Source organism: Arthrobacter sp. PM3 (assembly GCF_003352915.1).
Classification (GTDB): Bacteria; Actinomycetota; Actinomycetes; order Actinomycetales; family Micrococcaceae; genus Arthrobacter.
On sequence record NZ_CP022314.1, the window covers coordinates 1,345,604 to 1,371,170 of the forward strand.

28 protein-coding genes are annotated in these 25,567 nt (G+C 69.1%); 10 read left to right on the forward strand and 18 right to left on the reverse strand.

Going from position 1 to position 25,567, the window contains the following annotated elements:
* Positions 1 to 3 precede the first annotated feature (3 nt).
* The 9 genes from CFN17_RS06215 to CFN17_RS06255 all read right to left on the reverse strand — a co-directional run bounded on the left by CFN17_RS06215 (position 4) and on the right by CFN17_RS06255 (position 9,345).
* Entirely contained in the window at positions 4 to 1,203 is a 1,200-nt protein-coding gene (locus tag CFN17_RS06215; RefSeq protein ID WP_208750468.1) for a thiolase family protein, read from the reverse strand.
* Complete coding sequence (pcaC, locus tag CFN17_RS06220) at positions 1,200 to 1,667, reverse strand: 4-carboxymuconolactone decarboxylase (RefSeq protein ID WP_208750470.1); 468 nt, start codon at positions 1,665 to 1,667, stop codon at positions 1,200 to 1,202. Before pcaC ends, CFN17_RS06215 begins: the two co-directional genes overlap by 4 nt.
* The gene (locus CFN17_RS06225) at positions 1,664 to 2,482 is read right to left on the reverse strand and encodes an alpha/beta fold hydrolase (RefSeq protein WP_208750472.1); all 819 of its coding nucleotides are present in this window, start codon (positions 2,480 to 2,482) and stop codon (positions 1,664 to 1,666) included. Before CFN17_RS06225 ends, pcaC begins: the two co-directional genes overlap by 4 nt.
* Positions 2,475 to 4,010 carry a lyase family protein gene (locus CFN17_RS06230; protein WP_395926414.1) on the reverse strand — a complete coding sequence of 512 codons (1,536 nt, stop codon included), beginning with the start codon at positions 4,008 to 4,010 and terminating at the stop codon, positions 2,475 to 2,477. Before CFN17_RS06230 ends, CFN17_RS06225 begins: the two co-directional genes overlap by 8 nt.
* Entirely contained in the window at positions 4,007 to 4,591 is a 585-nt protein-coding gene (pcaG, locus tag CFN17_RS06235; RefSeq protein WP_208750474.1) for a protocatechuate 3,4-dioxygenase subunit alpha, read from the reverse strand. The genes CFN17_RS06230 and pcaG overlap by 4 nt, the downstream gene beginning before the upstream one ends.
* The gene (gene pcaH, locus CFN17_RS06240) at positions 4,584 to 5,480 is read right to left on the reverse strand and encodes a protocatechuate 3,4-dioxygenase subunit beta (RefSeq protein ID WP_208750475.1); all 897 of its coding nucleotides are present in this window, start codon (positions 5,478 to 5,480) and stop codon (positions 4,584 to 4,586) included. The genes pcaG and pcaH overlap by 8 nt, the downstream gene beginning before the upstream one ends.
* Before the next feature lie 41 nt (positions 5,481 to 5,521).
* The gene (locus CFN17_RS06245; protein ID WP_208750476.1) at positions 5,522 to 7,462 is read right to left on the reverse strand and encodes a bifunctional sugar phosphate isomerase/epimerase/4-hydroxyphenylpyruvate dioxygenase family protein; all 1,941 of its coding nucleotides are present in this window, start codon (positions 7,460 to 7,462) and stop codon (positions 5,522 to 5,524) included.
* Positions 7,462 to 8,343, reverse strand: coding sequence for a shikimate dehydrogenase (locus tag CFN17_RS06250; protein WP_208750480.1), 882 nt, complete (start codon positions 8,341 to 8,343; stop codon positions 7,462 to 7,464). Before CFN17_RS06250 ends, CFN17_RS06245 begins: the two co-directional genes overlap by 1 nt.
* Before the next feature lie 159 nt (positions 8,344 to 8,502).
* Positions 8,503 to 9,345, reverse strand: a complete 843-nt coding sequence (locus CFN17_RS06255; protein ID WP_208750482.1) for an IclR family transcriptional regulator — start codon at positions 9,343 to 9,345, stop codon at positions 8,503 to 8,505.
* Positions 9,346 to 9,570: 225 nt separating this feature from the next.
* Between CFN17_RS06255 and CFN17_RS06260 the strand changes: the two genes are divergently transcribed.
* The gene (locus tag CFN17_RS06260; RefSeq protein ID WP_208750483.1) at positions 9,571 to 10,887 is read left to right on the forward strand and encodes an MFS transporter; all 1,317 of its coding nucleotides are present in this window, start codon (positions 9,571 to 9,573) and stop codon (positions 10,885 to 10,887) included.
* A gap of 210 nt (positions 10,888 to 11,097) precedes the next feature.
* Positions 11,098 to 11,334 (forward strand): hypothetical protein, encoded by a 237-nt coding sequence (locus tag CFN17_RS06265; protein ID WP_208750484.1) that lies wholly within the window; start codon positions 11,098 to 11,100, stop codon positions 11,332 to 11,334.
* A gap of 4 nt (positions 11,335 to 11,338) precedes the next feature.
* On the opposite strand, the gene CFN17_RS06270 is transcribed toward CFN17_RS06265, so the two are convergent.
* The 3 genes from CFN17_RS06270 to CFN17_RS06280 are packed head-to-tail and all read right to left on the reverse strand — an operon-like array spanning position 11,339 to position 13,035.
* A complete protein-coding gene (locus CFN17_RS06270) occupies positions 11,339 to 11,668 on the reverse strand; it encodes a MoaD/ThiS family protein (protein WP_261792391.1) in 330 nt (109 codons plus the stop codon).
* A 4-nt stretch (positions 11,669 to 11,672) separates the two neighbouring features.
* Positions 11,673 to 12,809 carry an exo-alpha-sialidase gene (locus CFN17_RS06275; RefSeq protein WP_208750490.1) on the reverse strand — a complete coding sequence of 379 codons (1,137 nt, stop codon included), beginning with the start codon at positions 12,807 to 12,809 and terminating at the stop codon, positions 11,673 to 11,675.
* A 43-nt stretch (positions 12,810 to 12,852) separates the two neighbouring features.
* Positions 12,853 to 13,035, reverse strand: coding sequence for a hypothetical protein (locus CFN17_RS06280; RefSeq protein ID WP_208751369.1), 183 nt, complete (start codon positions 13,033 to 13,035; stop codon positions 12,853 to 12,855).
* A 154-nt stretch (positions 13,036 to 13,189) separates the two neighbouring features.
* On the opposite strand from CFN17_RS06280, the gene CFN17_RS06285 reads away from it, so the two are divergent.
* The 4 genes from CFN17_RS06285 to CFN17_RS06300 all read left to right on the forward strand — a co-directional run bounded on the left by CFN17_RS06285 (position 13,190) and on the right by CFN17_RS06300 (position 16,898).
* Entirely contained in the window at positions 13,190 to 13,675 is a 486-nt protein-coding gene (locus tag CFN17_RS06285; protein ID WP_208750497.1) for a universal stress protein, read from the forward strand.
* 227 nt (positions 13,676 to 13,902) lie between these two features.
* Positions 13,903 to 14,244, forward strand: a complete 342-nt coding sequence (locus tag CFN17_RS06290) for a metal-sensitive transcriptional regulator (RefSeq protein ID WP_208750499.1) — start codon at positions 13,903 to 13,905, stop codon at positions 14,242 to 14,244.
* A gap of 66 nt (positions 14,245 to 14,310) precedes the next feature.
* On the forward strand, positions 14,311 to 14,541 hold the full coding sequence (locus tag CFN17_RS06295; protein WP_208750501.1) for a heavy-metal-associated domain-containing protein: 231 nt from the start codon (positions 14,311 to 14,313) through the stop codon (positions 14,539 to 14,541).
* A 146-nt stretch (positions 14,542 to 14,687) separates the two neighbouring features.
* Positions 14,688 to 16,898 (forward strand): heavy metal translocating P-type ATPase, encoded by a 2,211-nt coding sequence (locus CFN17_RS06300; RefSeq protein ID WP_395926855.1) that lies wholly within the window; start codon positions 14,688 to 14,690, stop codon positions 16,896 to 16,898.
* A gap of 33 nt (positions 16,899 to 16,931) precedes the next feature.
* On the opposite strand, the gene CFN17_RS06305 is transcribed toward CFN17_RS06300, so the two are convergent.
* Positions 16,932 to 17,204: a DUF2277 domain-containing protein gene (locus CFN17_RS06305; RefSeq protein ID WP_208750502.1), complete on the reverse strand. Its 273-nt coding sequence runs from the start codon at positions 17,202 to 17,204 to the stop codon at positions 16,932 to 16,934.
* Between the two features lie 97 nt (positions 17,205 to 17,301).
* Entirely contained in the window at positions 17,302 to 18,249 is a 948-nt protein-coding gene (locus CFN17_RS06310) for a DMT family transporter (RefSeq protein ID WP_261792443.1), read from the reverse strand.
* Positions 18,250 to 18,426: 177 nt separating this feature from the next.
* On the opposite strand from CFN17_RS06310, the gene CFN17_RS06315 reads away from it, so the two are divergent.
* A complete protein-coding gene (locus tag CFN17_RS06315) occupies positions 18,427 to 18,969 on the forward strand; it encodes a CGNR zinc finger domain-containing protein (protein WP_208750505.1) in 543 nt (180 codons plus the stop codon).
* Between the two features lie 26 nt (positions 18,970 to 18,995).
* Here the strand turns inward: CFN17_RS06315 and CFN17_RS06320 are convergent, their stop codons facing one another.
* From CFN17_RS06320 to CFN17_RS06330, 3 genes are all read right to left on the reverse strand, one after another.
* Positions 18,996 to 19,361 (reverse strand): hypothetical protein, encoded by a 366-nt coding sequence (locus CFN17_RS06320; RefSeq protein ID WP_208750507.1) that lies wholly within the window; start codon positions 19,359 to 19,361, stop codon positions 18,996 to 18,998.
* Positions 19,362 to 19,445: 84 nt separating this feature from the next.
* The gene (locus CFN17_RS06325; protein ID WP_208750509.1) at positions 19,446 to 20,039 is read right to left on the reverse strand and encodes a hypothetical protein; all 594 of its coding nucleotides are present in this window, start codon (positions 20,037 to 20,039) and stop codon (positions 19,446 to 19,448) included.
* Positions 20,040 to 20,071: 32 nt separating this feature from the next.
* On the reverse strand, positions 20,072 to 21,415 hold the full coding sequence (locus CFN17_RS06330) for an MATE family efflux transporter (RefSeq protein ID WP_261792392.1): 1,344 nt from the start codon (positions 21,413 to 21,415) through the stop codon (positions 20,072 to 20,074).
* Positions 21,416 to 21,581: 166 nt separating this feature from the next.
* Between CFN17_RS06330 and CFN17_RS06335 the strand changes: the two genes are divergently transcribed.
* Together CFN17_RS06335 and CFN17_RS06340 are read left to right on the forward strand one after the other, a co-directional pair.
* The gene (locus CFN17_RS06335) at positions 21,582 to 22,016 is read left to right on the forward strand and encodes a DoxX family protein (protein ID WP_208750510.1); all 435 of its coding nucleotides are present in this window, start codon (positions 21,582 to 21,584) and stop codon (positions 22,014 to 22,016) included.
* A 104-nt stretch (positions 22,017 to 22,120) separates the two neighbouring features.
* Entirely contained in the window at positions 22,121 to 23,101 is a 981-nt protein-coding gene (locus tag CFN17_RS06340; RefSeq protein ID WP_208750511.1) for an acyl-CoA thioesterase, read from the forward strand.
* On the opposite strand, the gene dnaB is transcribed toward CFN17_RS06340, so the two are convergent.
* The gene (gene dnaB, locus CFN17_RS06345; RefSeq protein ID WP_208750515.1) at positions 23,102 to 24,487 is read right to left on the reverse strand and encodes a replicative DNA helicase; all 1,386 of its coding nucleotides are present in this window, start codon (positions 24,485 to 24,487) and stop codon (positions 23,102 to 23,104) included.
* 733 nt (positions 24,488 to 25,220) lie between these two features.
* Here dnaB and CFN17_RS06350 point away from each other — a divergent pair.
* Positions 25,221 to 25,565, forward strand: coding sequence for a hypothetical protein (locus tag CFN17_RS06350; RefSeq protein WP_208750517.1), 345 nt, complete (start codon positions 25,221 to 25,223; stop codon positions 25,563 to 25,565).
* The last annotated feature ends 2 nt before the right edge of the window (positions 25,566 to 25,567 follow it).

Here is a 25,567-nt window from a genome sequence, read left to right on the forward strand (position 1 = left end):
TCCCTAACCCTCCACGCCAGCAGTTACGTTTTCGAGGACGACGGCCAGGCCCTGGCCGACGCCGATGCAGATCGCGGCGACGCCCCAGCGCTGCCCGGAGGCCTGCAGGGACCGGGCCAGGGTGCCCAGGATGCGTCCGCCGGAGGCGCCCAGCGGGTGGCCCATCGCGATGGCGCCGCCGTGCCGGTTCACGATTCCCGGGTCGATGCCCCAGGCGTTGATGCAGGCCAGGGACTGCGCGGCGAACGCCTCGTTGAGTTCGACGGCGCCCACCTCGTCCCAGCCGATCCCGGCCTTCGCGAGGGCCTTGTTGGCGGCCTCGACGGGGGCGTAGCCGAAGTACTGGGGGTCGTTGGCGTGCGCGCCGCGGCCGGCGATCCGGGCCAGCGGGTCCATCCCCAGCAGCCCGGCGGCGGCCTCGCTGCCCAGCCAGGCCGCGGAGGCGCCGTCGGAGAGCGGGGAGGCGTTCCCGGCGGTGACGGTGCCGTTCTCGGCCCGGAACACCGTCTTGAGGCCGGCGAGCTTCCCGGCCGAGGACCCGGCCCGGATGCCTTCGTCACGGACCAGGTCCGTGCCGGGGACCGGGGCCACGAGGGTGTCATAGAAGCCCTCGTCCCAGGCCGCGGCGGCCAGGTTGTGGGAGGCAGCGGAGAACTCGTCCTGCGCCTCACGGGTGATCGCGTACTTCTCGCGGAGCCGCTCGGTGGCCTCGCCCAGCGAGACGGTCCACTCGGCGGGCATGGCCTTGTTCACCAGCCGCCAGCCCAGCGTGGTGGAGGCCAGGGTCAGGTCCCCGGCGGGGTAGGGCTTCTCGGTCTTGGGCAGCACCCAGGGGGCGCGGGACATGGACTCGGCCCCGCCGATCAGCATGAGGTCGGCGTCGCCGGTGTTGATCTGCCGGGACGCGATGATCGCCGCGTCCAAAGAGGACCCGCACAGCCGGTTGACTGTGGTGCCCGGGACCGAGACCGGCAGGCCGGCCAGCAGGGTGCCCATCCGGGCGACGTTGCGGTTTTCCTCGCCCGCGCCGTTGGCGTTGCCGAACACCACCTCGTCAATCCGCTCCACGTCCAGCTTCGGGGCGCGTTTGACGGATTCGCGGATGACGTGAGCGGCGAGGTCGTCCGGGCGGACGGCGGCGAGGCCGGACCCGAACTTGCCGAAGGGGGTGCGCACGGCGTCGTACACAAAGGCCTGGTTCATGATGCGTTGTCCGTTCCGGTGCTGTCCATGGCGGCGTTGTCCATGGAATGGAAGACCTGTTGGGCGGTCTTGAAGGCGGTGTTGGCGGAGGGCACTCCGCAGTAGATGGCGGTCTGGAGCAGGATTTCCTTGATCTCGTCCCGGCTCAGGCCGTTGGTGATGGCGGCGCGGATGTGCATGGCCAGTTCTTCCCAGTGCCCGTGGGCCACCATCGCGGTGATGGTGACGGCCGAGCGCATCTGGCGGCTGATCCCGGGCCGGGTCCAGATGCCGCCCCAGGCGATCCGGGTGATCATGTCCTGGAAGTCCTCGGTGAAGGCATCTTTGTTGGCGTTGGCGCGGTCCACGTGCGCGTCACCGAGGACCTCGCGGCGTACTTTCATGCCGCCGTCGTAGATTTCCCGGCTTGTCGCGCCGGGCTGGACTGCACCGTTGCGTTCGGGGCCGTTCCGCTGGCTGTTCATGCGTCCGTTCCTTGCGTTTCGGTCCAGGTGATGAGGCCCTTGAGCAGCTCGGCTACGTGGCCGGGTGCCTCAAACGGGGCCAGGTGTGCCACGCCCTCCAGGCTGACGGCGGTGGCGGTCCCGCCGCCGGCGGTGATGCCGGCGGCCACTTCCTCGGCCATGGCCGGCGGGGCAACGGAGTCCAGGACCCCGGCAATGACCTGGGTGGGGACCCGGATGGTGCCCAGCTGGTCCCGGACGTCGAAGCCGGCCAGTGCCTCGCAGCAGTAGGCGTAGCTGAACCGGTCGGCGTCCCGGAGGGTGTGCAGGAGCCGGCCGCTGAGTTCCGGCTGGCGGTCCATGAATCCCGGGGCGAACCAGCGCTGCGCCGAGCCCTGGATCATCACCGGGGTCCCCTGGGTGCGCACGGTATCGGCGCGTTCCAGCCAGCCCTCGGCAGTGCCGAGCTTCGCCCCGGAGCACTGGACGGAGAGGCTCTTGAGCCGGTCGCCGTGCTTGATGCCCAGCTGCAGGCCGGCGGCCCCGCCGAGGGACACACCGGCGTAGTGGAAGCGCGCACCGGGGGCGATCGAATCGACCAGGCCGATCACGGCGTCGGCCAGTTCGGCGACGCTGAAGGTCTCCTGCGCCGCAGGTGAGACGCCGTGCCCGGGCAGGTCCCAGGCGATGACGTCAAACTCGGTGCCCAGCAGGGCGCCGGCCTGGCTCCAGAGCAGCGACGAGGTCCCGAGCGAGGACCCCACGATCAGGAGGGGCCTGTCGCCGAGCGCGCGCTGGGGCGAGAGCAGGACGGCTTTGACGATGGGTTTAGCCACGGGAGGCTCCGTTCTGGAGTAGGCGGGCACCGGCGTATTCCGGGTACGCGGCGAGGATGCGGCGGGTGATCTCAGCGGCCTGGCCGAGGTAGTTGGCCGGGTCCAGGAGCTCCTCGAGCCGGCGGTCGGCGAGCAGGTCCCCGGGGACCGCCGCGCGGAGCAGCCTCCGGTACGTGCCTGCCTGCTCCCCGGCCGGGGCCTGCAGGGTCTCATCCACGACGGCCTGCAGGCGCTGCTTGCCGGTCCGGCCGGATCCTGCTCCGTCGCCCGGGCTGTCCAGGAGCGGCGCGACGGCGGCGTTGACGGCCTCGGACAGCAGCAGGGGCCCGGCGAGGTCGAGGTTGCGCCGCATGGCGTCCGGGAACACCTGGAGCCCTTCGGCCAGTTCGCGGAGCTGTCCGGCGGCGCCGAGGGCCAGCCGGAGCAGCTGGCGCAGGGCCGCCCATTCGCTGTGCCAGGCACCGTCGGGGCGTTCGTCGTTGAAGTTGGCGGCCGCGAGGTGCAGCTGCGCGGCCAGGTTCGGGGACTGCAGGGCGGCGCTGCGGATCAGCACGGACAGCACCGGGTTCTGCTTCTGCGGCATGGCCGAGGACACGCCCCGGCCGGCGGCGCGCGGTTCGGCGAGTTCGGCCACTTCCGGCCGGCTCAGGAACAGGACGTCGGCGGCGATCTTCCCGGCCGCGTCGGTCACGGCGGTCAGGGCGTCACCGAGCGCGGTCACGGCCAGCCGGTTGGTGTGCCAGGGGGCCGGGACGGGGGTGAGGCCCAGGCGGGCGGCTAGCCGGTCGGCGAGATCGAACGGCGACAGCGTCCCGGCAGCAGGGCCGGCCCCCCCGCTCAGCCCGGCTCCCCCGGTCAGGAGCGTGCCGGCGGCCAGGGTCCCGGCGGCGCCGCCGGTCTGCACTGGCAGCTCGAGCGCTTCGAGCCGGCGGGCGGCGGCGGCCAGCCCGGCGAACCACTGCGCGGCCCGCAGCCCGAAACTGTAAGGCAGGGAGTGCTGGGTCAGGCTCCGGCCGACGCAGAGCGTCTGCCGGTGGGCCTCGGCCAGGCCGGCAAGGGCGGTCGCGGCCGCGGCGAGTTCCGCGCGCAGCGTGCGCACGGCCCCGGCCGCGAGCAGCATCAGCGCCGTGTCGAGGACGTCCTGGCTGGTCAGCGACGCGTGAACGGCCCGGACCGCGCCCGAACCGGCGGCGTCGAGCGAGATGACCTGGTCGCGGAGATCGGCGAGCAGCGGGATGACGGGGTTGCCGCCGCCCTGCGCGCGGACGGCAAGGTCCGCGACGTCGTAGCGCCGGACGTCCGCGGCGGCAGCCACCACCGCGGCGGAGCCGGCGGGCGCCAGGCCCGCCTCCTCCAGGACCGCCGCCCAGGCCGCCTCGACGTCCAGGACGGCGGCGAGCACCGCGCGGTCCCCGGTCAGCGCCGCCACAAGGGGCGACGCCGACACGGGGCTCAGCAGGCCGAAATCGCCGTCCGGTCCGGAACCGCCGGCCAGTCCGGCGTCACCCCCGGTTTCGAAGGAGGTCACTTCGAGGCACCCTCGGCGTCGCTGAAATCGAGGAAAACGGTCTCGCCGTCGCCCTGCAGCCGGATGTCCCAGGTCAGGCCGCCGTCCGGGTCGCGGCGTGCGATCAGGGTCTTGCGGCGCTCCGGTGCCAGCGAGGACAGCAGCGGGTCCGCCGCCAGGGCGGCCTCGTCCTCCGGCAGGTACACCCGCGTGAACAGGCGGTTCATGAGGCCGCGGGCAAACACGGCCACCGCGATGAACGGGGCGGCGCCGGGTTCGGTGGGTCCCGGGTTCACGGTGGTGAAGGTGAAGACCCCGGTGTTGCCTACCGCGCTGCGGCCGAAGCCGGTGAAGGTGTAGCCGTCCCGGACCAGCGAGCCGGTGTGGTGCGGGACCTTGCCGTCGGCGTCGGCCTGCCAGATTTCCAGGATCGCGTCCGGGATGGGGTGGCCGGCGCCGTCGTACACGGTGCCCTGGAGCCGGATGGATCCCGGGGACCCGGGGGCCAGGAGCTCGCGGTCCTTGGCGTAGGGCAGGGCGTAGCCGTAGAACGGACCGACGGTCTGGCCCGGGGTGGGTGTCAGTTTGGTGGGGTTACTCATGGTCGTCGCCTCCTGCGCCCAATGCCTCGTTCTCGGTCCAGGTCCGCTTCGACCCGGTCAGGACAATGTCCCAGTTGTACGCCAGGGCCCATTCGGGCCGGGTCTGCTCGTGGTTGTAGGTGGCCACGAGCCGGTCGCGGGCGTCCTGGTCCACGATCGACTGGTAGATCGGGTCCAGCGGGAACAGCTGGTCACCGGGGAAGTACATCTGGGTGATGATCCGCTGGGTGAACTCCTGCCCGAACAGGGAGAAATGGATGTGCGCCGGGCGCCAGGCGTTGAGGTGGTTCTTCCACGGGTACGCGCCGGGCTTGATGGTGGTGAAGCTGTAGGAGCCGTCCGCGCCCGTGATGCAGCGGCCCACGCCGGTGAAGTTCGGGTCGATCGGTGCCGGGTGCTGGTCGCGCTTGTGGATGTAGCGGCCGGCGGCGTTGGCCTGCCAGATTTCAACGAGCTGGCCGGCGACGGGGCGGCCGTCGCCGTCGAGCACACGGCCGGAGACGATGATGCGTTCACCCAGCGGCTCGCCGTTGTGCTGGATGGTCAGGTCCGATTCGAGCGCGTGGACGTCCATGTGGCCGAACGCCGGCGAGTAGAGCTCGATGGTTTCCGGGTCCGCGTGGTGCAGGTCCTTGGTGGGGTGGCGCAGGACGCTGCTGCGGTACGGCGCATAGTCGAGCCGCGGCTGGGTTTCGGCCGGGGCGCCGTTCTTGAGCGCCTGCGCGTAGGCTTCGCCGATCGCCTTCATCTCGGCGCTGAGGTCCGCCTGCGACTCTGCGGCGGCATCCAGCGGCGCGTACGTCTTCGTTGCGGCCTCCGTGGCGTCGTCGGACACGTCTTCGGTGATCGGGTCGGCATTGAAGGTCTCGAGGTTCAGTTCTTCAGGCACAGCAGCCTCCTTTCGATGGTGTGGTTGTTGTTCGGGTGGGGTCAGGAAGTGCGGGTCAGCTGGTGGAGGTGGTCGTACTGGACAGCGTGGCGGACGGGCGCATTCGGGGCGCCGTAGCCGTCATAGGCGCCGCGGCGTTCCACCATTTCGAAGAACACGCTGCCGACCGTGGCCGTGTAGAAGTGCAGGAATTCGCCGTCGGCGTCACGGTCGTAAAGCAGGTTGAGTTCGCGGAGGGTGGCCAGGAAGTCCGGGTCCAGCGCAAACCGGGCATCGAGGTCCTCGTAGTAGTTCGCCGGGATCTGCAGGAAGTCCAGGCCGCGGTCCCGCGCGGCCCGGGCCGTGGCGACGAGATCATCCACCGCGAACGCCACGTGCTCCTGGTAGGTGCGCGGCCGGCCGGCCCCTGAGGTTGCCGGGGCTTCCTGCTGCAGCAGCGGCGCCAGGTTCAGCACCAGGCGGACGCCCCGGTCCCGGGTGCGCATCACCTGGGAGCGGACCAGGCCCGTGGGGCTGGCCACTTCGGCATACGGCTGCGGCTCAAGTGCGAGGGCACTGGTGTAGAACAGCACGGCCTCGTCAAAGTGCTGCCAGGGCTGGGCCAGGTTCACGTGGTCGATCACGGCGCCGGCAGCGGACGCGGGCGGCGGGCCGCCGGATTCGCGGGGTGCACCGGGTTCACCGAATTCACCGACCCAGGCCGCCGTGCCGTCCGGGCTGCCCTGGCACAGGAAGATTTCGGTGGAGTCCGGCGCGGCGAAGCCCTGGAAGACTTCCTCGTTGGCCTGGCTCTTGCGCGGCACCGCGGGGGCCTTGAGCTGCCGGGCGCGGGCGGCGGCGATGACGGGAGAGCCGACGTCAAAGCCCAAGGCGGAAATAGCAGGCGAAATGGCGGCCGGCGTGCCGCCGGAGGCGGGTTCCTCGTTGATGATCAGGCGGGCCTGGCCCATGGTCCACAATTGCACGTTCTTGGTCCGGTGGCGCCCGTTGAACGCGAAGCCCAGCTGGCCGAGCAGGGTTTCCAGGCCGGCGGTGTCCCCGGCGCTGACTTCGGCGAAGTTGAAGCCGGCGGGCTCGGCCACCCGGGGAAGCGTGGCGAGCTCCATGGGATAGCGGCGGCGGGCCGCGGCGCCGCCGGCCTCCGGGCGCGCGGCCGGGTGCGCGTCGAGCCAGGTGGAGCTCTGCTCTTCGAGCCAGATCAGCGACCGCATGGCATCAACGGCGGTGCGTTCGACGTCGGACTGGCGGAAGACGTCGTTGAAGACTTCCAGGGACACCGGGCCGGTGTAGCCGGCGCGGACCACGTGGCCCATGAACTTGGGGAGGTCGAACTGCCCTTCGCCCGGGAAGACCCGGTAGTGCCGGCTCCAGGACAGCACGTCCATGGACAGTTTGGGGGCGTCCGCCACCTGGACGAAGAAGATCTTGTCCGGGTTGAACGCCTCGATCGGCGCGGTGTCCCAGTCTCGGGAGAGGATGTGGAACGAGTCCAGGCAGGTGCCCAGGTGCGGGTGGTCCACCATCCCGACCAGCCGGTGGGCGTGCTCGTAGTCATTGACGTACTTGCCCCAGGCGAGGGCCTCGTAGGCCACCCTGACGCCGTGTTCGCCCGCGAGGTCGGCCAGCCGGGAGAGCTGGGCCGCCCGGAGCTCGTCGTCGTCAATCGTGGCCGTGCCCACATTGGAGCACAGCAGCATGGTGTCCATGCCCAGGCGGGCCATGAGCCGGAACTTCGCCTCAGCGCGGCGCAGGTTGGCGGCGAGCAGGTCCGCCGGCACGCTGTCGAAGTCGCGGAACGGCTGGTAAAGGTCCAGGGTCAGGCCGAGGTCCGCGGCGAGTTTCCGGACATCTTCCGGGCTCAGCGGGGAAGTGACCAGGTCCTGTTCGAAGATCTCGATCCCGTCGAAGCCGGCCACGGCGCAGGCCTGCATCTTTTCCCGCAGGGTGCCGGACAGGCAGACGGTGGCGATTCCGGTGCGCATCAGGCGGACACCTCTTCGGCCGCCACGAGTTCCAGGAAGTGGGAGCGCATGCGGTCCGCGTCGGGCTCGCGGCCGGTGAAAATCCGGAACGCGTCCGCCGCCTGGCCCACCGCCATCCGGCCTCCGTCGAGGACCTCGCAGCCTTTGGCCCGGGCCTCGCGGACCAGCTCGGTTTCGATCGGGCGGTACACGATGTCGGCCACCCAGTGGCGCGACTCCACGAGGGACATGTCCAGCGGGACGCCCGGATGGGCAGCCATGCCCACCGGGGTGCAGTGCACCAGGCCGTCGGCCAGCGGCATCAGCTGCGGCAGCTCCGCCGTCGTCCGCGCGGTGACGGTCCGGTCCGGGAAGAAGTCGGCGAGTTCGGCTGCCCGGGCGGCGCAGCGCGCCGCATCCGTGTCCACGAGGTCCAGTTCCCGGACCCCCGCGGTGAGCAGGGCGTAGGCGACGGCGGATCCGGCGCCGCCGGCGCCCAGCTGCACCACACGGTCCAGTGTGGCCCCGGGGAGGCCGGAGGCCAGCGCGGCGGCGAAGCCGGAGAAGTCGGTGTTGTGCCCGATGAAGCGGCCGTCGCGGATCACGACGGTGTTGACGGCGCCCAGGCGGCGGGCGTCGGGGGAAACCTCGTCAAGGTAGTCGAGCACGATCTGCTTGCAGGGGTGGGTGATGTTCAGCCCGTTGAAGCCGAGGCTCCGGGCACCCGACAGCAGCTCCCCTACGGCCTGGCCGGGCAGGCCGAGCTCGATGAGGTCGATCGGGCGGTAGAGGTACCGGAGGCCCTGCACGTCCCCTTCGCGCTCATGCATATAGGGCGTGAGGGAGGGCATGACGCCGTCTCCCACGAGGCCCACGAGGAAGGACTCTGCTCGATTGCTCATCCGGTTAGCTCCTTTGACAACGTCACACGGCGGGCGGCGGCGCTTGCGGCGTCGCCGGCAGTCCGGGTGACAGGGATTACACTACAGACTTTGTTCACATATTGCACTGTTGTTCGAATGGCGAACATTTTGTTACGCCGCGCCAGCTTCCGTCCGGCTTCAGGCCTGCGGCAGCCGGGCGGACAGCTCGGCGGCCGCCGACTGCAGGAGCGGGACGTGGGCCACGAGGGCCTCCATGCTCAGCCGGAACACCGGCACGGCCGTGGCGAGGGAAGCGAAGGCGTGGCCCTGGGCATTGAAGACCGGAACCGCAACGGCACGCATGCCGAGCTCGTTTTCTTCGTCCATCGTGGCGTAGCCCTGGCGGCGGACGAGGTCGATCTCCGCCCGGAAGGCCGCGCGGTCCGTGATGGAGTGCTCCGTCAGCGGGTCGAGGGGCAACTCCTCGAGGAGCTGGGTGCGGGTGGCGTCATCGGCGAAGGCCACCAGGGCCTTGCCCACGGAGGTAGTGTGCAGCGCCCCGAGATGGCCGGGGTCGCTCGTGACGCGGAAGGTCCGCGGCCCGTCCACCTTGTTAACGGTCAGATGGTGGATGCCGTCGCGCACGGAGAGAATGGTGGCCTCGCCCGTCTCCTCGGTCACGCGCCGCAGGATGGGCAGCGCCGTTCCCGCGAAGCCGTGGTGGTTGGAGACCCGCTGGCCGAGCTGGAACACCCGCAGGCCCAGGTGGTAGCGGCGGCCGTCCGGTTCGTAGTCCACGAAACCGTCACGCGTCAGGGAGCCCAGCAACCGGTACGTGGTGCTGAACGGCAGCTCGGCCCGGCGGGAGATTTCCGCGGCACTGGCGCCGCGCGGCTCGTCTCCGAGCAGGACCAGCAGGCCCAGGGCCTTGCCCACCATGTCCGTCCGCGAGTCGTCTTTAGCGGACTTATTATCCGTCTTGCCAGTCCTGCCAGCCGGCTCTTCCGCGGCCCACTCGTCTGTGGCTTGATTCACACTCATGCATTGATATTGCCACATAGTGAGAGCTATTTCTAGATGGTGATTATTTTTCTTGACAAGTGACTATGCTCACAGCCATGATTGCTACATTGCACAAGTAGCTTCCACAATGTGGCTACTAGTCCGGGTCTTTCCACGGACTTCCGGCTGCACCACACTTATGAGGGCGGCAGTCGAGACCTTCCTGATCCATCCGCGACAACGTCGTCACACAAAAGGAACATCATGAGCCACACTGTCCCGTCCACGACGCCGGGTATCACCACAGGAGGGACGCCGAAGAAGGCGGCCCTTGCCAGCTTCCTGGGCAGCGCCGTCGAGTACTACGACTTCTTCATCTTCGGTTCGGCAGCGGCCCTGATCTTCCCGCACGTTTTCTTTCCGGACGCGGACACCAACGCGGCGATCATGTCGTTTGCCACCTTCGGCTTCGCGTACGTTGCCCGTCCCGTCGGCGCCATCATCCTCGGCCACTTCGGCGACAGGATCGGGCGACGGAAAGTCCTTATGTTCACGCTGCTGCTGATGGGCGCCTCCACCTTTGCCATCGGCTGCCTGCCGGACTTCAAGACCGTGGGCTGGTGGGCTCCCGCCCTGCTGGTGCTGGCACGCCTCTGCCAGGGCTTCTCCGCGGCAGGCGAGCAGGCCGGCGCCTCGTCCATGACCCTTGAGCACGCCCCGGACAACCGCCGCTCGTTCTTCACCTCCTGGACCCTGACCGGAACCCAGGGTGGACAGATCCTCGCGGCCCTGGTCTTCATCCCCGTCCTGGCCCTGCCCGACGAGATCAAGTACGGCATCGGCTGGCGCATCCCGTTCTGGCTCAGCGCCGTCGTCGTGCTGATCGCGTTCTTCATCCGCCGCACGCTGCACGAGCCGCCGGCGTTCGAAGAGGCCAAGAAGACCGCGCAGATCTCCAAGCTGCCCGTGGCCGACCTTCTGAAGGACCACTGGCGCGATGTCCTGCGCGTCATCGCCTGCGCCTTCATCGCCGCCGTTTCCACGGTCTTCGGCACCCTGGCCATCAGCTACGCCAAGAACGTCGCTGGGGTGGACGGCACCACCACCCTCTGGCTCGTCGTCGGCGCCAACTTCATGGCCCTGGGCACCCAGCCGCTCTTCGGCATGCTCGCCGACAAGATCGGCCGCAAGCCGGTGTTCATCTACGGCGCACTCTCCAGCGCCATCCTGACCCCGGTCTTCCTGCTGAGCCTCGAGTCGGGCAACGTCGCGCTGATGTTCCTGGCGGCAATCGGCTTCTTCTCCTTCGGCTACGCCGCGGCCAACGCCGTCTGGCCCTCCTTCTACGCCGAGATGTTCAGCACCAACGTCCGGTTCTCCGGCCTCGCCATCGGCACCCAGCTGGGCTTCCTGATGGCCGGGTTCGCCCCGGCAATCGTGGCGGCCATGGGCGGCATCCAGCCCGGCGGCTGGGTCCAGATCACCATCTTCACCGGCGTCATCTGCCTGATCTCTGCCGTCGCGGCGCTGACGGCCAAGGAAACCTTCAAGGTCCCCACCAAACAGCTGGGCGTCAGGTAGCCCCGCTTAGCCCCACCCGAGGTGGCCCTTCGCGGCAGTGTTTTCGAAAACACTGCCGTGAAGGGCCACCTCGCGTTTAATCGGGACTTCGGGCCGCCCCGAAAAACTAACCGGCCCCTAACCGGGCTGAAACGCGGGCGCAACATTGGCGCAGGACACTGGAAGTGCCGGCAAGAGCAGGCACCACTCTCCAGTCCAGGAGGCCCCGCCATGTTGAAGGAAGCCAAAGCCCATGTGACCCGAATCCGCGCCCTCGACCAGCTGCACCGCGGCGATGAAATCGAGGCCCGGCTGAGCGTCGGCCCCAATTACGACGACGTCGTGATCCGGCGCGGCAGCGTCCAGGAAACCGCCCCCGGAATCGGCGTCGTTTGGATCATGGACCGCCACACCGGCATGCGCAAAGCCATCAACGCGGACGAATGCACGGTGTGGCGGGTCGCCTGAGGCGTCAGCCCCCCGCGACGGACTGGATGATCAGTAGCTCCTGGCCCGGCGCTACCGTCGTTGCCAGGCCCTGCAGCCGCCGGATCTCATTCCCGTTGACGTAGATATTCACGTAACGGCGAACGGCTCCGGTCTCGTCCCGCAGCCGGCGCGACAGGGCCGGATAATCCCCGGTCACCGCATCCAGCAACGACCCCACCGTCACCGCCGCCTCAGCGGGCGCAGTCAGGATGGACTGCCCGCCGGCGAGCGGTTGGAGGACGCTCGGCAGGATGACACTGATCGCGGTATCCGCAGGCTCCCCCTTGGCCCCGGTCATACCGTCAGCAGACATCGCCTCAGTCATGCCGTCGCGGCAGCGGGGGCACCTGGGCGGCGGAAACCGCGGCGGCCCTCACGCACAGCACGTCCGGCAGGTGGGAAGCCACTTCGCTGAAGTGCTCCCCCTCGTCGGCGCTGGCGTAGACACTGCCTCCGCGCGTCCCGAAGTAGACCCCGGCCGGCTCCGCTTCGTCGACGCAGGCGGCATCGCGCAGCACCGCGTTGTACTCGGGGTCCGGGAGCCCGTCGTCGAGCCGCTTCCAGCTGGCACCGGCGTCGTCGGTCCGGTGCACCGCCAGCTTTCCGTCCGGCGGAATCCGCTCGCCGTCCGCCTTCAGGGGGATGACCCAGGCCGTGCCGGCCCGGCGCGGATGCGTCAGCATCACGAAGCCGAAGTCCGCCGGGAGCCCGTCGGCGATCGACTCCCACGATTCGGCGTCGTCATCGCTGCGGTACACGCCATGGTGGTTTTGCGCATACAGCCGGCCTCCGACGGCGGCATCGGCGGCGATCTTGTGGACGCACTGGCCGAACTCCGGGTTGGGGTCCGGCATGAAGTAAGCGGAGATTCCCTTGTTGCGCGGTTCCCAGGAGGTGCCGCCGTCGAGCGAGCGGTAGACCCCTCCCGTACTCATGGCCACGTGGACCTTGTCGCCCGTAGGGTCTACGACGATCGAGTGCGCCGCGGCGCCGCCGTAGCCGGCACCCCACTCGCTGCGGTGCGGATGGTCCCACAGGCCGCGGTTGAGCTCGAAGTGCTCGCCGCCGTCGGTCGATTTCCAAACAGAGATGGGCTCACAGCCTGCCCACACGACGCCCGGGCGGGAATCGGCGTCGGGGTGGATCTGCCAGATCCGCTCCAAGGCGGCGTCGGTGCCGTCGGGAAACGTGATGGCCCCGTTTTCGGGTTCGTTCCAGCTGGCGCCGAGGTCGTCGGAGTGGAAAACGGTGGGGCCCCAGTGCTCGGAACGGACCCCAACCAGGATCCGGGTCCGGCCGGCGCGGGTATCGATGCCGATGCTGGGGATTTCGCTCATCAGAAAATGCGGCCCGGACACGGACCAGTCCTTCCGGTCAGGACTGGTCGCAATCCAGAGGCCCTTCTTGGTCCCGATCGCCAGGACGTAACTCTCTGCAGTAGCCATGACCCCCATGCAACCATCCGCGCCAGGGGGCCGCAATGGTTTTCTCCAGGGATTAGTCCACGAACTCCGACTGCGTCTCGATGAAATCCCAATCGGCGGCCGTCAGGGCCGCGTCGCCGCCGGCGCTGCCGATCCCCTTCTGCACGTCCTCGGGCAGCTCGGCGCTCCGCAGGTTTTCCCGGAGCCATTCCTTGCTCGCCAAATCCAGATCCAGCCACCACATGTAGATTTCCACGACGGCCACCTCCTCCTCCTGTGTTCTTCAACCGTAGGCCCCGCCCCCGGGGTGTTCAAGGGAGACGGCGGGACGCCCTTCCGGGCCGGCTCGGGCCGCCGGGAGGGGGAGTAAGTCCCTGTTCAGGTCCCGTCCCGGGGGAAAGAATGAATGCATGTCAGCCGAGTCCGACGCCGGGCCGCCGCCCCTTGTGGTGGCCGTGCTGCCGGGACAGCATCCCGAGGTTGTGCAGACCGCGGCCTCGCTCGCGGCACGGCTGGGAGTGCCCGTGATCTGCGCCTATGTGGACGAGGCGAGCTACCTCGTGGAGTGGGATCCGGAGCGGTCCGCGCACCGCCTCTCGCTGCACCCGGACAGGGACGACGCCGAGATCCGGGCCACCGCCGAGGAGCTGCGGACCGCCGTTGAGTCCGGCTGTGCGGGCCGGGACATCGACTGGACCCTGCGCATCCTGGCGGGCGATCCGGCCCGGGCGATCGGCCGGCTCGCCGCGGAGGCCAACGCGCAAATGATTGTGGTGGGCACCCCCGAACCCGGCCTGGGCCACCGCATCTCGGCGGCGCTCAACGGCTCTGTCGCGGCGTGGCTAAGCCATCACCAGGAGCGCCCGGTCCTGATTGTTCCGGCCGCCGAAAAGTAAAGCGAAAGTACTTATTCGAGGTGCTGGCGCGCACCCGTACCGCCAAGTAAGCTCGATATGTAGGCCGGATGAACCGCCTACCCCCTAGCTGCTCCGGAGTGCGTATCCCCCAATAACGCACTCCGGAGCTCTTTAATTTCCGGATCAATTGTCCGCCCCGTCCGGAAGCGCTGCCGGCCCGGAACCGCCCACTTGAAACATACCCCTAGGGGGTATATGTTGGGGGCATGAGCGAGTCCGAGGTTCCCGCCACCGCCCCCGCGGCGCCCCCCGAGCAGCACGGCTACACCTCCAACAAGGAGGCCTATCTGCGCCGGCTCAAGCGGATCGAAGGCCAGGTGCGCGGGATCGCCCGCATGGTGGACGAGGACAAGTACTGCATCGACATCCTCACCCAGGTCGCCGCCGTGACCAAGGCCCTGCACGCGGTGAGCCTGGGGCTCGTGGAGGAGCACATCGGTCACTGCGTCGTCGGCGCCGCCTCCGAGCCGGACCCGGAGCTGCGGGCGGAAACCATCGACTTCAAAGTCAAAGAGGCCACCGACGCAATCGGCCGCCTGCTGCGCTAAGACCCGCACCATCCACCAGACCACCGGGCCGGGAAACACCCTGCGCCCAGCGACAAGGAGCACGCCATGAGTACTGTTTCCACCACCGTCAACGTTTCGGGCATGACCTGCGGACACTGCGTGTCCTCCGTCAGTGAGGAACTTGAGGCTCTCTCCGGCGTCGAAAAGGTCGACGTCGACCTCAAGGCCGGCGGCATCTCCACCGTCACGATCACCTCCAGTGAGGCGTTGTCATCCGCCGAGATCGGCGAGGCCGTGGCGGAAGCCGGCTACCTGGTGGTTGCCAGCGAAGCCTGAGCGCCGCCGCAGCCCCCGGGCGGCGGGGACCGGACCGGAACAAACGAGGAGAACAGGAAGGCGACGTGAAGAGCGAGCAGCTGCTGGACAGCAAACAACTGCTGGAGCACGCCGGAAGCCGTGTCATCGACCTCGACATCGAGGGGATGACCTGCGCCTCCTGCGTCAACCGGGTCGAACGCAAACTGGGAAAGCTCGACGGCGTCGAAGCCAGCGTCAACCTGCCTCTCGAGTCCGCCCGCGTCACCGTCCCGGCGGACATCACGGACGAACAAATCACCGCCACCGTCGCGGCGGCCGGTTACCGGGCCACGGTCCGGGCCGCCCAGGAGCCGGTGCAGGCGGCCGAGCCGGCGCCGTCCGCCGGTCCCGGGATGGCGGCCGGCGCAGCCGCCGCCGAACTCCGCCCCCGGCTCATCGTGGCAGCCGCCCTCACCGTTCCGGTGTTCGCGGTGTCGATGATCCCTGCGCTCCAGTTCCCGAACTGGGGCTGGGCAGCCGCCATCGCGGCCCTGCCGGTGGTCGGCTGGGCGGCCTGGCCCTTCCACCGGGCCGCGGCCATCAACGCCCGGCACCTCGCGTCGACAATGGACACCCTCGTTTCGATCGGCGTGACCGCGGCCTATGCGTTTTCCGCCGGCCAGCTCCTCGCGGACCCGCGCCTGACCGAACACCCGGCCATGGAAGGCATGGAAGCCGGCGGCCTCTATTTCGAGGTCGCCTGCGTGGTCACGACCTTCCTGCTGCTGGGCCGGTACCTCGAGGCAAATGCCAAGCAGAAGGCCGGAGACGCCCTCAAGGCCCTGCTCAGCCTGGGCGCCAAGGACGCCGCGGTGCTCCGCGACGGCAAGGAACTGCGGATCCCGGCGGCGGATCTGGCGGTGGGAGATGTGCTGGTGGTCCGGCCCGGCGAAAAGATCGCCACGGACGGCGTGGTCTTGGAGGGCTCCTCGGCCGTGGACGCCTCCTTGCTGACCGGCGAATCCGTGCCGGTGGAAGTCGGCCCGGACAGCCAGGTCACCGGGGCCACCATCAACACCTCCGGCCGTCTCCTGGTCCGCGCCACCCGCGTCGGTCCAGGGACCACCCTGGCCCAGATGGGCCGGCTGGTCTCCGCGGCGCAGACCGGAAAAGCCCCCATCGCTCGCCTCGCTGACCGGATCAGCGCTGTCTTCGTCCCCGTCGTCCTGGTGCTGGCGGCCCTCACTTTCGCGGCCTGGCTGCTGGCGGCCGGACCGGCCGCCGGTCCCGACGGGGTCCGGGCGGCCTTCACCGCCGCCGTCGCCGTGCTGGTCATCGCCTGCCCCTGCGCCCTCGGGCTGGCGACGCCCGTGGGGCTGCTGACGGGGACCGGCCGCGGTGCCCAACTCGGCATCCTCATCAAGGGGCCGCAGGTCCTGGAAGACACCCGGACCGTGGACACCATCCTGCTGGACAAGACCGGCACCGTGACCACCGGCCACCTGGCCGTGGACGGCATCGAGAGCTTCGGCACCTACAGCGACGCCGAGGTCCTGCGCCTGGCGGGGGCCGTGGAAAACGCCTCCGAGCACCCGATAGCCCGCGCCATCGCAGGGGCGGCCGGGGAAGACGGCGCCCTTCCCGCCGTAAGCGGCTTCCGCTCCGCGCCCGGCGGTGGCGTCCGGGGCACCGTCGAGGGCCGTCTGGTGACGGCGGGCCGGACGGGCTGGCTGGAGCAGAACGGCATCGTTCCCGCCGCCGCAGAGCAGGACGCCCTCGGCGGCGCCGAAAACTCCGGCGCCACCGCGATCTGGGTTGCCGTGGATGGCGACACCGCCGGCATCATCCGCCTGCGCGATGCCCTCAAGCCCGGCTCCAAAGCCGCCGTGGACCGGCTCCGGCAGCTCGGGCTCCGGCCCATCCTGCTCACGGGCGACAACGCTGCGGTGGCCGCCCAGGTGGCTGCCGCCGTCGGGATCCGACCCGGGGACGTCCATGCCGGCGTGCTGCCGGAAGGCAAGGTCAAGGCCGTGCGGGATCTGCAGGCGGCCGGCGCCACCGTGGCCATGGCCGGCGACGGCGTCAACGATGCCGCGGCGCTGGCCCAGGCGGACCTCGGGGTCGCCATGGGCTCCGGGACGGATGTGGCCATCGAGGCCGCCGACCTGACGGTTATGGGCAACGATCTGGAGCAGGTGGCGCAGGCGATCGAACTGTCCCGCAGGACGCTGGCCACCATCAAAACCAACCTCTTCTGGGCTTTCTTCTACAACGCCATCGGCATTCCCGTGGCGGCTTTGGGGCTTCTGAACCCGATGATCGCGGGGGCGGCCATGGCCGCCAGTTCCGTGCTGGTGGTGGCCAATTCGCTCCGGCTGCGCAGCTTCGGGAGGTAGCAGCCGGACGCCCTGCGGATCCGCGTTGCGGGCTCAGGCGGCGCCGAACCGGACGGCCGCCCTGGCACGGGCCTTGGCCGCTTCCTCCTCCCGGTCCCTGGCCGGGGCATGCGTCACCAGCGAGTCAAGGAGATGCTGCGTCGCGTGGGCGATCTCGTGCACGGCCCGGTTGAAGGCTTCCTCGTTGGCCTTGGACGGCTTCGTGGAGCCGCTGATTTTGCGCACGTACTGCAGCGCGGCGGCCTCCACCTCCGCGTCCGTGGCGTGCGGTTCGAAGTTATGCAGGGTCCTGATATTGCGGCACATAGCTCCACTGTAGGCGCCACACCTTCCGGGATCGAGGGCCGCCGGGATCGGGGCCTTCGGCCCCTGGCCGGCCCGACGCCTGGCCGGCACAGCGGTGTCAGGGCACGGGTTCGATATCGTTCGCGTGGTCCAGCTGCGCCGCCAGGGGAGCCGCGCGCAGTTCGTCCAGGCGGACCAGGAGCACGCCGCCGACGATCAGGAGGCCGCCGAGCAACTGGATGCTGCCGGGCAGTTCACCCAGGAGCAGCCACGCCCAGATGACGGCGAAGAGCACTTCGGTCAGCGAAACGAACGACGCCACCTTGGAGCCGAGTGCCCGCGCGGCCATGATTCCGGACACGTAGGCCAGAACCGTGGCCAGCACCACGAGCCCGCCGAGGGCGACCCACCAGGGGGTGATCCAGGGCCCCAGCCGGGTGTCCGCCGTGCCAAAGGCCATCGGGACCAGGCCGGTGGCGGCCGCGAGCCACATCACCACGGCCCCCACCATCAGCCCGCCCGAGGCCAGGACGATCGGCGGGAGGGTGTCGTTTTCCCGGGCCGTGATGAAGAAGTAGATCGCGAGGCAGACGGCGGCCGCCATTCCCCACAGCACGCCGATCAGGTCGATCTTCACGGCGCCCGTGAGGTCCAGGACCAGGATCAGCCCGCCCAGCGACAGGAGCGTGCCGGCGATGGTCAGCGGGCGGGGATGCTTCCGGCTCGCGGCCCACAGCCAAAAAACGATGATGACCGGCGCAAGGTACTCCAGCAGGAGCGCGACGCCCACGGACAGCCGGGCCACGGCATTGAAGTAGAACAGCTGGCAGGCGGCGACGCCGATGACCCCGAAGAGCAGGATGGTCAGCCAGTTGTCCTTGAGCCGGTGCCAGCGTCCGCGCAGCGCAAGGACGGCTGGAACCGCCAGGATCAGCGCGGCACCGGTGAGGCGGGCCGTGACGGCGGCCCCGGGCGACCAGCCTGTTTCCAGCAGTGCCTTGGCGAATGAGCCGGAAAGGCCGAAGACCGCCGAGGAGAACAGGGCGGTGCCCAGGCCCGAGGCCATGAAGCCGGGCGCGGCGCCGCGCCCGGTGCCGCCGGGTTCGGAGGCAGCCCGCTGGGCGGCGAGGTCTCGAACCGGGGCGGCGACGGTGCGGCGGGGGGCAGACACGGGCATCCTCCTGTCAGGAGTAAAGTAGGGTTATGGTCATGACATTACGCCCCGGCGAGGTAAGGAGTCAAGATGGTTTTTGCCCCTGACACGGAAGTTGCCCTGCGTTCGGTGGTCAACCTGATCAACACCGCGGCCAACGGTGAGGAACACTTGGCCACGCTCAAGGACCTGGACGAGTTCCTGGCCGACGAGGGCTTCACGGGTTCCCGGACCCGGGACGAGGCCGAACTCGACAGCATCCGTAAGCTGCGCGGCGAGCTCGCCGGGCTCTGGCTGGCAGAGGAGGCCGCCGCGGCGGAGACCGTCAACCGGCTGCTCCGGCAGGCAAGGGCACTCCCCCAGCTGGTCAAGCACGATCCGTGGGACTGGCATCTGCACGCGACTACCCCGGAGGCTCCGCTGGCGGACCGGATGAGCACGGAGGCGGCGATGGCGGTGGTGGACGTGATCCGCAGCAAGGAAATGGACCGGATGCTGGTCTGCGCCGCGGACGACTGCGACGCCGTCGTGCTGGACCTGAGCCGCAACCGCTCCAAGCGGTACTGCGACACCGGAAACTGCGCCAACCGCGCCCACGTGGCCGCATACCGGGCGCGCAAGGCGGTGTCCTGACCGCGGCGAGGGGCCCGGCTACAGGGTCAGGCGCGCGGGCCGCCGTCGTTCGGCTCGGCCGGACCGGCTGACTCAGGACCCGACTGGGCCGGCCCACCGCCATGGCCGGAAGAGGTCCGCTTGGAACTGAGGTTGACGCCGGAGCCCTTCCCCAGGTATTCGGCGTTGTCCTTGTGGCTCATCGAGAGCATGGCGGCAACCACGAGGATCACGATGAAGGCGATCCCGGCGCCGATCAAGGCGAGGTCGAAACGGGGCGAACGGGCGCTGCCGCCCGAGGCAAAGATCAGGACCCCGAAGAAGACCACCACGGCCCAGAACGCGGAGAACATGAGCGGTCCCTTGACCGAGGTCCGCAGGCTGCGGGGCGCTCCGGGTTTCTGCTGTGCCAAGGTCTCTTCCTCCTGCAGCCTGCGCGGGGACGCGTGGCTGTCTTGTTACCGCCAATGTTCTACGCCGGGTAGAACCTGTCGGTACTAGTTTACGGCCTCCGCAGCTGCGCCCCGGGCATCGTGCCGCAGGGTCAGCCCCGCCAGCGTCCAGAGCACGCCGCTGATGATGGCGCCGCCGCCGGCAACGCCGAGGAGCGCATGCGCACCGAGACCGATGAAGAACGGCAGCGTGATCGCCGTGCCGAGCCCGATCACGCCCGAGGTGATCCAGTCGCGGGCCAGCACGGACCGGCCGCGGCCCATAATGCCGGCAGACAGTTCAGCGGCGCCGGCCACCCCCAGACCCAGGGCCGCGATGGTCCCGAAGACGAGCGAACCGGGGAGCAGGCCCACGGCTGCGCCGGCGCCGGCCAGGGTGGCCCCGCCGGCGGAGAGGATCCTGCCGGCGCGTTCCCGCGGGCTGTACCCGGTCTTGGTCACCGTCCAGATCAGCACCGCGCCGGTGGTCAGCAGGTAGAGGCCGCCGGTCCAGGCCATGCCGGTCTCGGGCGGCGCGGCCCAGAACACCGTGACAGCGCCGAAGACGAGCGCGACGGCGGCCCTGACCAGCACGGGCTTCCAGAGATCGGCGGCGGCGCGGACAGCGGGGGTCGCGTCGGGGGTTGCGGGGAAAGTCACCCGTTCAGTTTAGTGCGAAGCTCCCGCCCGGCTTACCCCGCACCGAGGACCATCCACCGGTCGGTCCGGGCGCGGAGGCCCAGGGTCAGTGCCCGGGCCGCCATGTAGCCCAGGGAGAAGGAGGCCCAGAGCCACAGCAGCCCCGCGCCGGCCGACCATACGGCAAGCAGCAGCGGCAGGTACACCGCGAGATTCACGACGCCGGCAAGGGCCAGATAGCGGGCGTCGCCGGCCCCGATGAGCACGCCGTCGAGGACGAAGACGTAGCCGGCGATCGGCTGCCCGGCGGCGAGCATCCACAGGGCGAGCGTGAGCGCCGCCCGGACATCGGCGTCGGCGGTGAAGAGGGCACCCGTCCAGGGCGCCGCGAGGGCGAGGAGGATTCCGGTCAGGACGCCGAAGCCAAGCCCCCACCGGGTCATGGTGCGCGTCAGGGCACGCGCCGTCCCGGACCGGCCGGCCCCGAGTTCCTTGCCGATCAGGGCCTGGGCCGCGATCGCGAGGGCATCCAGGGCGAAGGCGAAGAATGTGAAGACCGTCATGGCCAGCTGGTGGGCGGCCAGATTGACGGGACCCTGCGCCGTGGCGACCACCACTGTGGCCAGAATCGCGATGCGCAGGCTCAGCGTGCGCAGCATGAGCCAGGAGCCCACCCTGGTCAGTGAGCGGACCCCCCGCCAGTCCGGCAGCAGGGATACACCGTGGTTGCGGGCGTTCCGCCGGACAATCAGCACATAGACGGCCGCCATGGCCCACTGCGCGATGCTCGTGCCGACGGCGGAGCCGGTCACGGACCAGCCCAGCCCGTAGACGAGGACCAGGTTCAGCACGATGTTCAGCGTGAACCCTGCCGCGGCGACCACCAGCGGGGTCCGCGTGTCCTGCAGACCCCGCAGCACGCCGGTGCCCGCGAAGATGAGCAGCATCGCCACGAGTCCCGGCATGGATCCGCGGAGGTAGTCCACAGCAAATCCGTGCACCTCGCCGCGGGCACCCATCAGCTCCAGCAGCGGCCCGGCGGCCACGAACCCGGCAGCGGCCAGGACGATGCCCAGCAGGAGCGCGAGCCAGATGCCGTCACGTCCGGCGGCCAGGGCCTTGGCCGGCTGGCCGTTGCCGATGGCCCGCGCGACTGCTGGCGTGGTGGAGTACGCGAGGAACACCATGAGGCCGACCGCTGTGTGCAGCACCGCCGACGCCAGCCCCACGCCGGCGAGCTCGGCCACGCCGAGATGGCCCACGATTGCCGAATCCGCGAGCAGGAACAACGGTTCGGCGATCAGCGCGCCGAACGCCGGCACGGCCAGGCGGAGGATCTCCCGCCGGTGCCCGGCAGGCGGCGGCAGGGTCTTGGACAGGAATGCGGAGGAAGGCACGGCTTAACCCTAGCCGGGGCGCACGCCGCGACACCCGGCGTTATTTTTAGTTGACATTTCAACTAAAAGCCGGGACCCTAGAACTTGAAAATACAACTATCGTCGCTGGGGCAGGGGCATCACATCCCGCCACGCAGCGGCGCCCGTCCTGCAGAAAAGGCACGTTATGAACCAGCCCGCACTGACCACCTCCGCCCGGACCATCCTGCGCGTCATCACGGGTTTCCTGTTCGCCGCCCACGGCTGGCAGAAGTTCAATGAATTCACCATCGCCGGCACCCAGGCGGCTTTCACCCAGATGGGCGTCCCGGCGGCCCACGCGGTGGCCCCGGTGGTCGCCACCCTCGAGCTGGTCGGCGGCATCGCCCTGATCCTGGGCGTGCTCACCCGCGTGTTCGCCGCCCTCCTGGCACTGGACATGCTCGGCGCCCTGTTCCTGGTCCACGCCTCCGCCGGCGTCTTTGTCGCCACCGGCGGCTACGAGCTCGTCCTGATCCTGGCCGCCGCCGCCGCGGCCGTGGCCCTGGTCGGCGCGGGCAGCTTCTCGGCCGACCGCGCCCTCTTCGGCCGCAGCAACTCGAAGCTCAGCGTCCTCGCTTAGGGATTCCCCGGAGGCGAGCAGCAGTCGACGGCGGGCAGTCACCGGAAGGTGGCTGCCCGCCGTCGCATATCCCCGCCTGCCAGGCGTTTCAGTACACTCGCACCATGAGCGAGAACGCGCCCAACTCCGTGACCCTGCGCTTCCTGGCGGCCCCCACCGACGTCGGCCACAGCGGCTCGGTGGACGCCGGCACCGTGCTGGAGTGGGTGGACAAGGCGGCCTATGCCGCCGCCGTCGGCTGGGCAAAGTCCTACTGCGTGACGGCCTATGTGGGCAACATCCACTTCGCGGATCCGGTCAACAGCGGCGACATGGTGGAGGTCGAGGCCACGATCGTCTACACCGGGCGGTCCTCGATGCATATCCGCACCGTGGTGTCCTCCGGCGATCCCAAGGGCGGCCCCGCCACCATGCGCAGCCAGTGCATGGTGATTTTCGTGGCCGTGGGCGCCGACGGCAGGCCCATTCCGGTGCCGCAGTTTGAGCCGGCGACGCCGGCGGAAGTCGAGCAGCGGGACCACGCGCTGGCCCGGATCAAGGTCCGCGAGGACATCGTCCAGGCCATGAGCGGACAGGAATATACCGACGCCGGCACGGCCGAGCGCGTTGTGCTGCGGTTCATGGCGGCCCCCATGGACGTGAACTGGGGCGGCAAGGTTCACGGCGGAATCGTCATGAAGTGGATCGACGAGGCCGCCTACGTCTGCGCCTCCCGGTACTGCGGGAGGGACACGGTGGCCGTCTTCTCAGGCGGCGTGCGGTTCTACCGGCCGCTGCTGATCGGCCATGTGGTGGAGGTGGAGGCCCGGCTGGTCTACACCGGCACGAAGGGCATGCATATCGCCGTCCACGTCCGCTCCGGTGATCCCAAAGGGCGCGAACTGAACCTCACGACTTACTGCCTGACGGTCATGGTGGCCCGCGACGAGGCGGGTACCTCGGTCCCGATCCCGCAGTGGGTGCCGGTCTCCGAGGAGGACAAGCGGCTGCATGCCCACGCCCGCGAACTGCTGGAAATCCGCGGCCGGGCCCCCGGAAACCGGCTGCCCAACCACCTGCTCGCGGCCGGCGAGGGCAAGGGCTAGCTAGAAGCCGCCGCCTCCTCCGGCGTCGGCCGCCATATTGGCAAACCGCGAGTAATGGCCCTGGAAGGCGACCACGATGTCTTTCGTGGGGCCGTTACGGTGCTTGGCGATCAGGATGTCCGCCTCTCCGGCGCGCGGGGATTCCTTGTCGTAGACGTCTTCACGGTGCAGCAGGATCACCATGTCGGCATCCTGCTCGATGGAACCGGATTCACGCAGGTCCGAGACCATGGGCCGCTTGTCCTGACGCTGCTCCGAGCCACGGTTCAGCTGGGAGAGCGCGATGACCGGGACCTGGAGTTCCTTCGCGAGGAGCTTCAGGGCACGGGAGAATTCGGAGACTTCCTGCTGGCGGGACTCCACCTTCTTGCCCGAGCTCATGAGCTGCAGATAGTCCAGGATCACGAGCTTGAGATCGTGCTGCTGCTTCAGGCGCCGGCACTTGGCGCGGATCTCCATCAGCGACATGTTGGGGCTGTCGTCGATAAACAGCGGGGCATCGTTCATGCGTCCCATGGTCGTGGCGATCTTGGACCACTGCTCGTCCTTGATGGTGCCCTTGCGCAGGTCCTGGAGACCGATCGTGGCCTCGGCGGACAGCAGGCGCATGGCGATCTCGTTGCGGCCCATTTCCAGCGAGAACATGACCGTGGTCAGGTTGTTCTTGATCGCGGCGGAGCGGGCGAAGTCCAGCGCGAAGGTGGACTTACCGACGGCCGGGCGCGCGGCGATGACGATCATCTGGCCCGGATGCAGGCCGTGGGTCAGTTCATCGAGCTCATAGAAGCCCGTGGGGACGCCCACCATGCCCTCGCCGCGGTGTCCCGAGGCCTCGATCTCGTCCACCGTGGATTCCATGACGTCCTTGAGGACCACGTAGTCCTCGGCGGTGCGGCGCTCGGCCACGGCATAGACCTCGGCCTGGGCCTGGTTGACAAGGTCCTCGACTTCGCCGTCCTGGCCGTAGCCGAGCTGGACGATCTTCGTGCCGGCGTTGACGAGGCGGCGCAGAACCGCGCGCTCGGCCACGATTTCGGCGTAGTAGCCGGCGTTCGCGGCCGTGGGAACGGTCTGGATGAGTTCATGCAGGTAGGCGGGGCCGCCGATCCGGTTGATTTCGCCGCGCTTGGTCAGCTCATCGGAGACCGTCACGGCGTCCGCGGGTTCGCCGCGGCCGTAGAGGTCGATGACGGCCTCGTAGATGGTTTCATGGGCCGGGCGGTAGAAGTCCTGACCGCGCAGGATCTCAACGACATCGGCGATCGCGTCCTTGGATAGCATCATGCCGCCAAGAACCGACTGTTCCGCAGGGATGTCCTGCGGCGGCTTGCGGCTGCCCTCGGCTCCCCGGGTGCCCTCGACTGAGTCCAGATGCGTAACTGACAAAACTGCCGTCCTTCATTGTGTGCCGCGGCGGACATCGGTTCGCCGGGCGGGTCTGCCTGTGCCTCAAGTCCGCCGGTGCCTGAACTGCGTGGCGCCCTGCGGCATGCTCCCGGCGAGAGCCGGCTGTTCGATTCCTATCAGCCAGCTCCGACAGTTCGTGCCGGATACTTCGCGCAGCCGTTTTCAACATCACAGGTGGGCCGGCAGCCGTCCGGATCGCGACGCCGGGCCGCGGGCGGACACCGCCAGCAACCTGGGGATTCGCGCCGCAACGCCCGGTCTCCTGCAACGTTATCCCCCGAGCCCGCAGGCACCAACCCGGCCGGCGCGCACCCCTGTGGATAACCTGTGCATTAGTGGCTGATGCTTGTGCACAGTCTGTGGGCAGGCCTGTGGATAGAAAAAAAGTTGCGTCTGTAATCCGGCGTTGACCTGCGGAAACATTGGATTCATCTTGTGGACACAAAACAATTTTTGCAAGGCTTCATCCACAGCCGGAACCTTGCGGCTGGGGATACCACACAGCAGAGGGCGCCGTATTTGCCCGCCGATATACACATTTTGTGACCGGACTCACGGCCGCAGGAGCAATCGGCAGGGAGCACCCACCGACATCGGCACTGAAAGGGCGCGGAGTCGGCTCACACCGGCCCCGGAACAGGCGCTGGCCGTGGGTGCATTACCCGGTCGGGAACATGCTGTGGATAACCGCAATCTGGCATAAGCTCTAGGCATGGGCGATGTACTGCTGGTCATGTTGCCTGCCCTCATTCTGGCGGCGGTGCTGTGGGCAGTCGCCACGGCCCTGAAACCCAGGAATTTCGGCATGTCGGACGCCGAGCGCTACCAGCGGGAACTGGCCGTCAAGTCCCAGGCCCATTACGCGGAGCAGGTCCAGGCTGCCATCGCGGCCCGCGCCCGGGTGGAAGCCGCCGTCCGACCCGGCCAGAATCCCCGGCCGCAGCAGCTGCCTGAGGTCCATGCCCGCGGTCACCGGAAGACCAAGACCAGGGTACTGCCGTGGGAGGCAGCCCACTCTGACACCACCACCGCCAAGAATCACAAAGATCGGCTGTAGCC

What these genes read in the sequence shown, in the direction of transcription:
- CFN17_RS06335 (WP_208750510.1), top strand. Translation starts at nt 21,582, where the DNA reads ATGAACCAGCCCGCACTGACCACCTCCGCCCGGACCATCCTGCGCGTC.
- CFN17_RS06260 (WP_208750483.1), top strand. Translation starts at nt 9,571, where the DNA reads ATGAGCCACACTGTCCCGTCCACGACGCCGGGTATCACCACAGGAGGG.
- CFN17_RS06255 (WP_208750482.1), bottom strand. Translation starts at nt 9,345, where the DNA reads ATGAGTGTGAATCAAGCCACAGACGAGTGGGCCGCGGAAGAGCCGGCT.
- CFN17_RS06295 (WP_208750501.1), top strand. Translation starts at nt 14,311, where the DNA reads ATGAGTACTGTTTCCACCACCGTCAACGTTTCGGGCATGACCTGCGGA.
- CFN17_RS06315 (WP_208750505.1), top strand. Translation starts at nt 18,427, where the DNA reads ATGGTTTTTGCCCCTGACACGGAAGTTGCCCTGCGTTCGGTGGTCAAC.
- CFN17_RS06300 (WP_395926855.1), top strand. Translation starts at nt 14,688, where the DNA reads ATGACCTGCGCCTCCTGCGTCAACCGGGTCGAACGCAAACTGGGAAAG.
- CFN17_RS06250 (WP_208750480.1), bottom strand. Translation starts at nt 8,343, where the DNA reads ATGAGCAATCGAGCAGAGTCCTTCCTCGTGGGCCTCGTGGGAGACGGC.
- CFN17_RS06290 (WP_208750499.1), top strand. Translation starts at nt 13,903, where the DNA reads ATGAGCGAGTCCGAGGTTCCCGCCACCGCCCCCGCGGCGCCCCCCGAG.
- CFN17_RS06245 (WP_208750476.1), bottom strand. Translation starts at nt 7,462, where the DNA reads ATGCGCACCGGAATCGCCACCGTCTGCCTGTCCGGCACCCTGCGGGAA.
- CFN17_RS06350 (WP_208750517.1), top strand. Translation starts at nt 25,221, where the DNA reads ATGGGCGATGTACTGCTGGTCATGTTGCCTGCCCTCATTCTGGCGGCG.
- CFN17_RS06270 (WP_261792391.1), bottom strand. Translation starts at nt 11,668, where the DNA reads ATGTCTGCTGACGGTATGACCGGGGCCAAGGGGGAGCCTGCGGATACC.
- CFN17_RS06285 (WP_208750497.1), top strand. Translation starts at nt 13,190, where the DNA reads ATGTCAGCCGAGTCCGACGCCGGGCCGCCGCCCCTTGTGGTGGCCGTG.
- pcaG (WP_208750474.1), bottom strand. Translation starts at nt 4,591, where the DNA reads ATGAGTAACCCCACCAAACTGACACCCACCCCGGGCCAGACCGTCGGT.
- CFN17_RS06215 (WP_208750468.1), bottom strand. Translation starts at nt 1,203, where the DNA reads ATGAACCAGGCCTTTGTGTACGACGCCGTGCGCACCCCCTTCGGCAAG.
- CFN17_RS06305 (WP_208750502.1), bottom strand. Translation starts at nt 17,204, where the DNA reads ATGTGCCGCAATATCAGGACCCTGCATAACTTCGAACCGCACGCCACG.
- pcaC (WP_208750470.1), bottom strand. Translation starts at nt 1,667, where the DNA reads ATGAACAGCCAGCGGAACGGCCCCGAACGCAACGGTGCAGTCCAGCCC.
- CFN17_RS06265 (WP_208750484.1), top strand. Translation starts at nt 11,098, where the DNA reads ATGTTGAAGGAAGCCAAAGCCCATGTGACCCGAATCCGCGCCCTCGAC.
- CFN17_RS06340 (WP_208750511.1), top strand. Translation starts at nt 22,121, where the DNA reads ATGAGCGAGAACGCGCCCAACTCCGTGACCCTGCGCTTCCTGGCGGCC.
- CFN17_RS06310 (WP_261792443.1), bottom strand. Translation starts at nt 18,249, where the DNA reads ATGGCCTCGGGCCTGGGCACCGCCCTGTTCTCCTCGGCGGTCTTCGGC.
- CFN17_RS06275 (WP_208750490.1), bottom strand. Translation starts at nt 12,809, where the DNA reads ATGGGGGTCATGGCTACTGCAGAGAGTTACGTCCTGGCGATCGGGACC.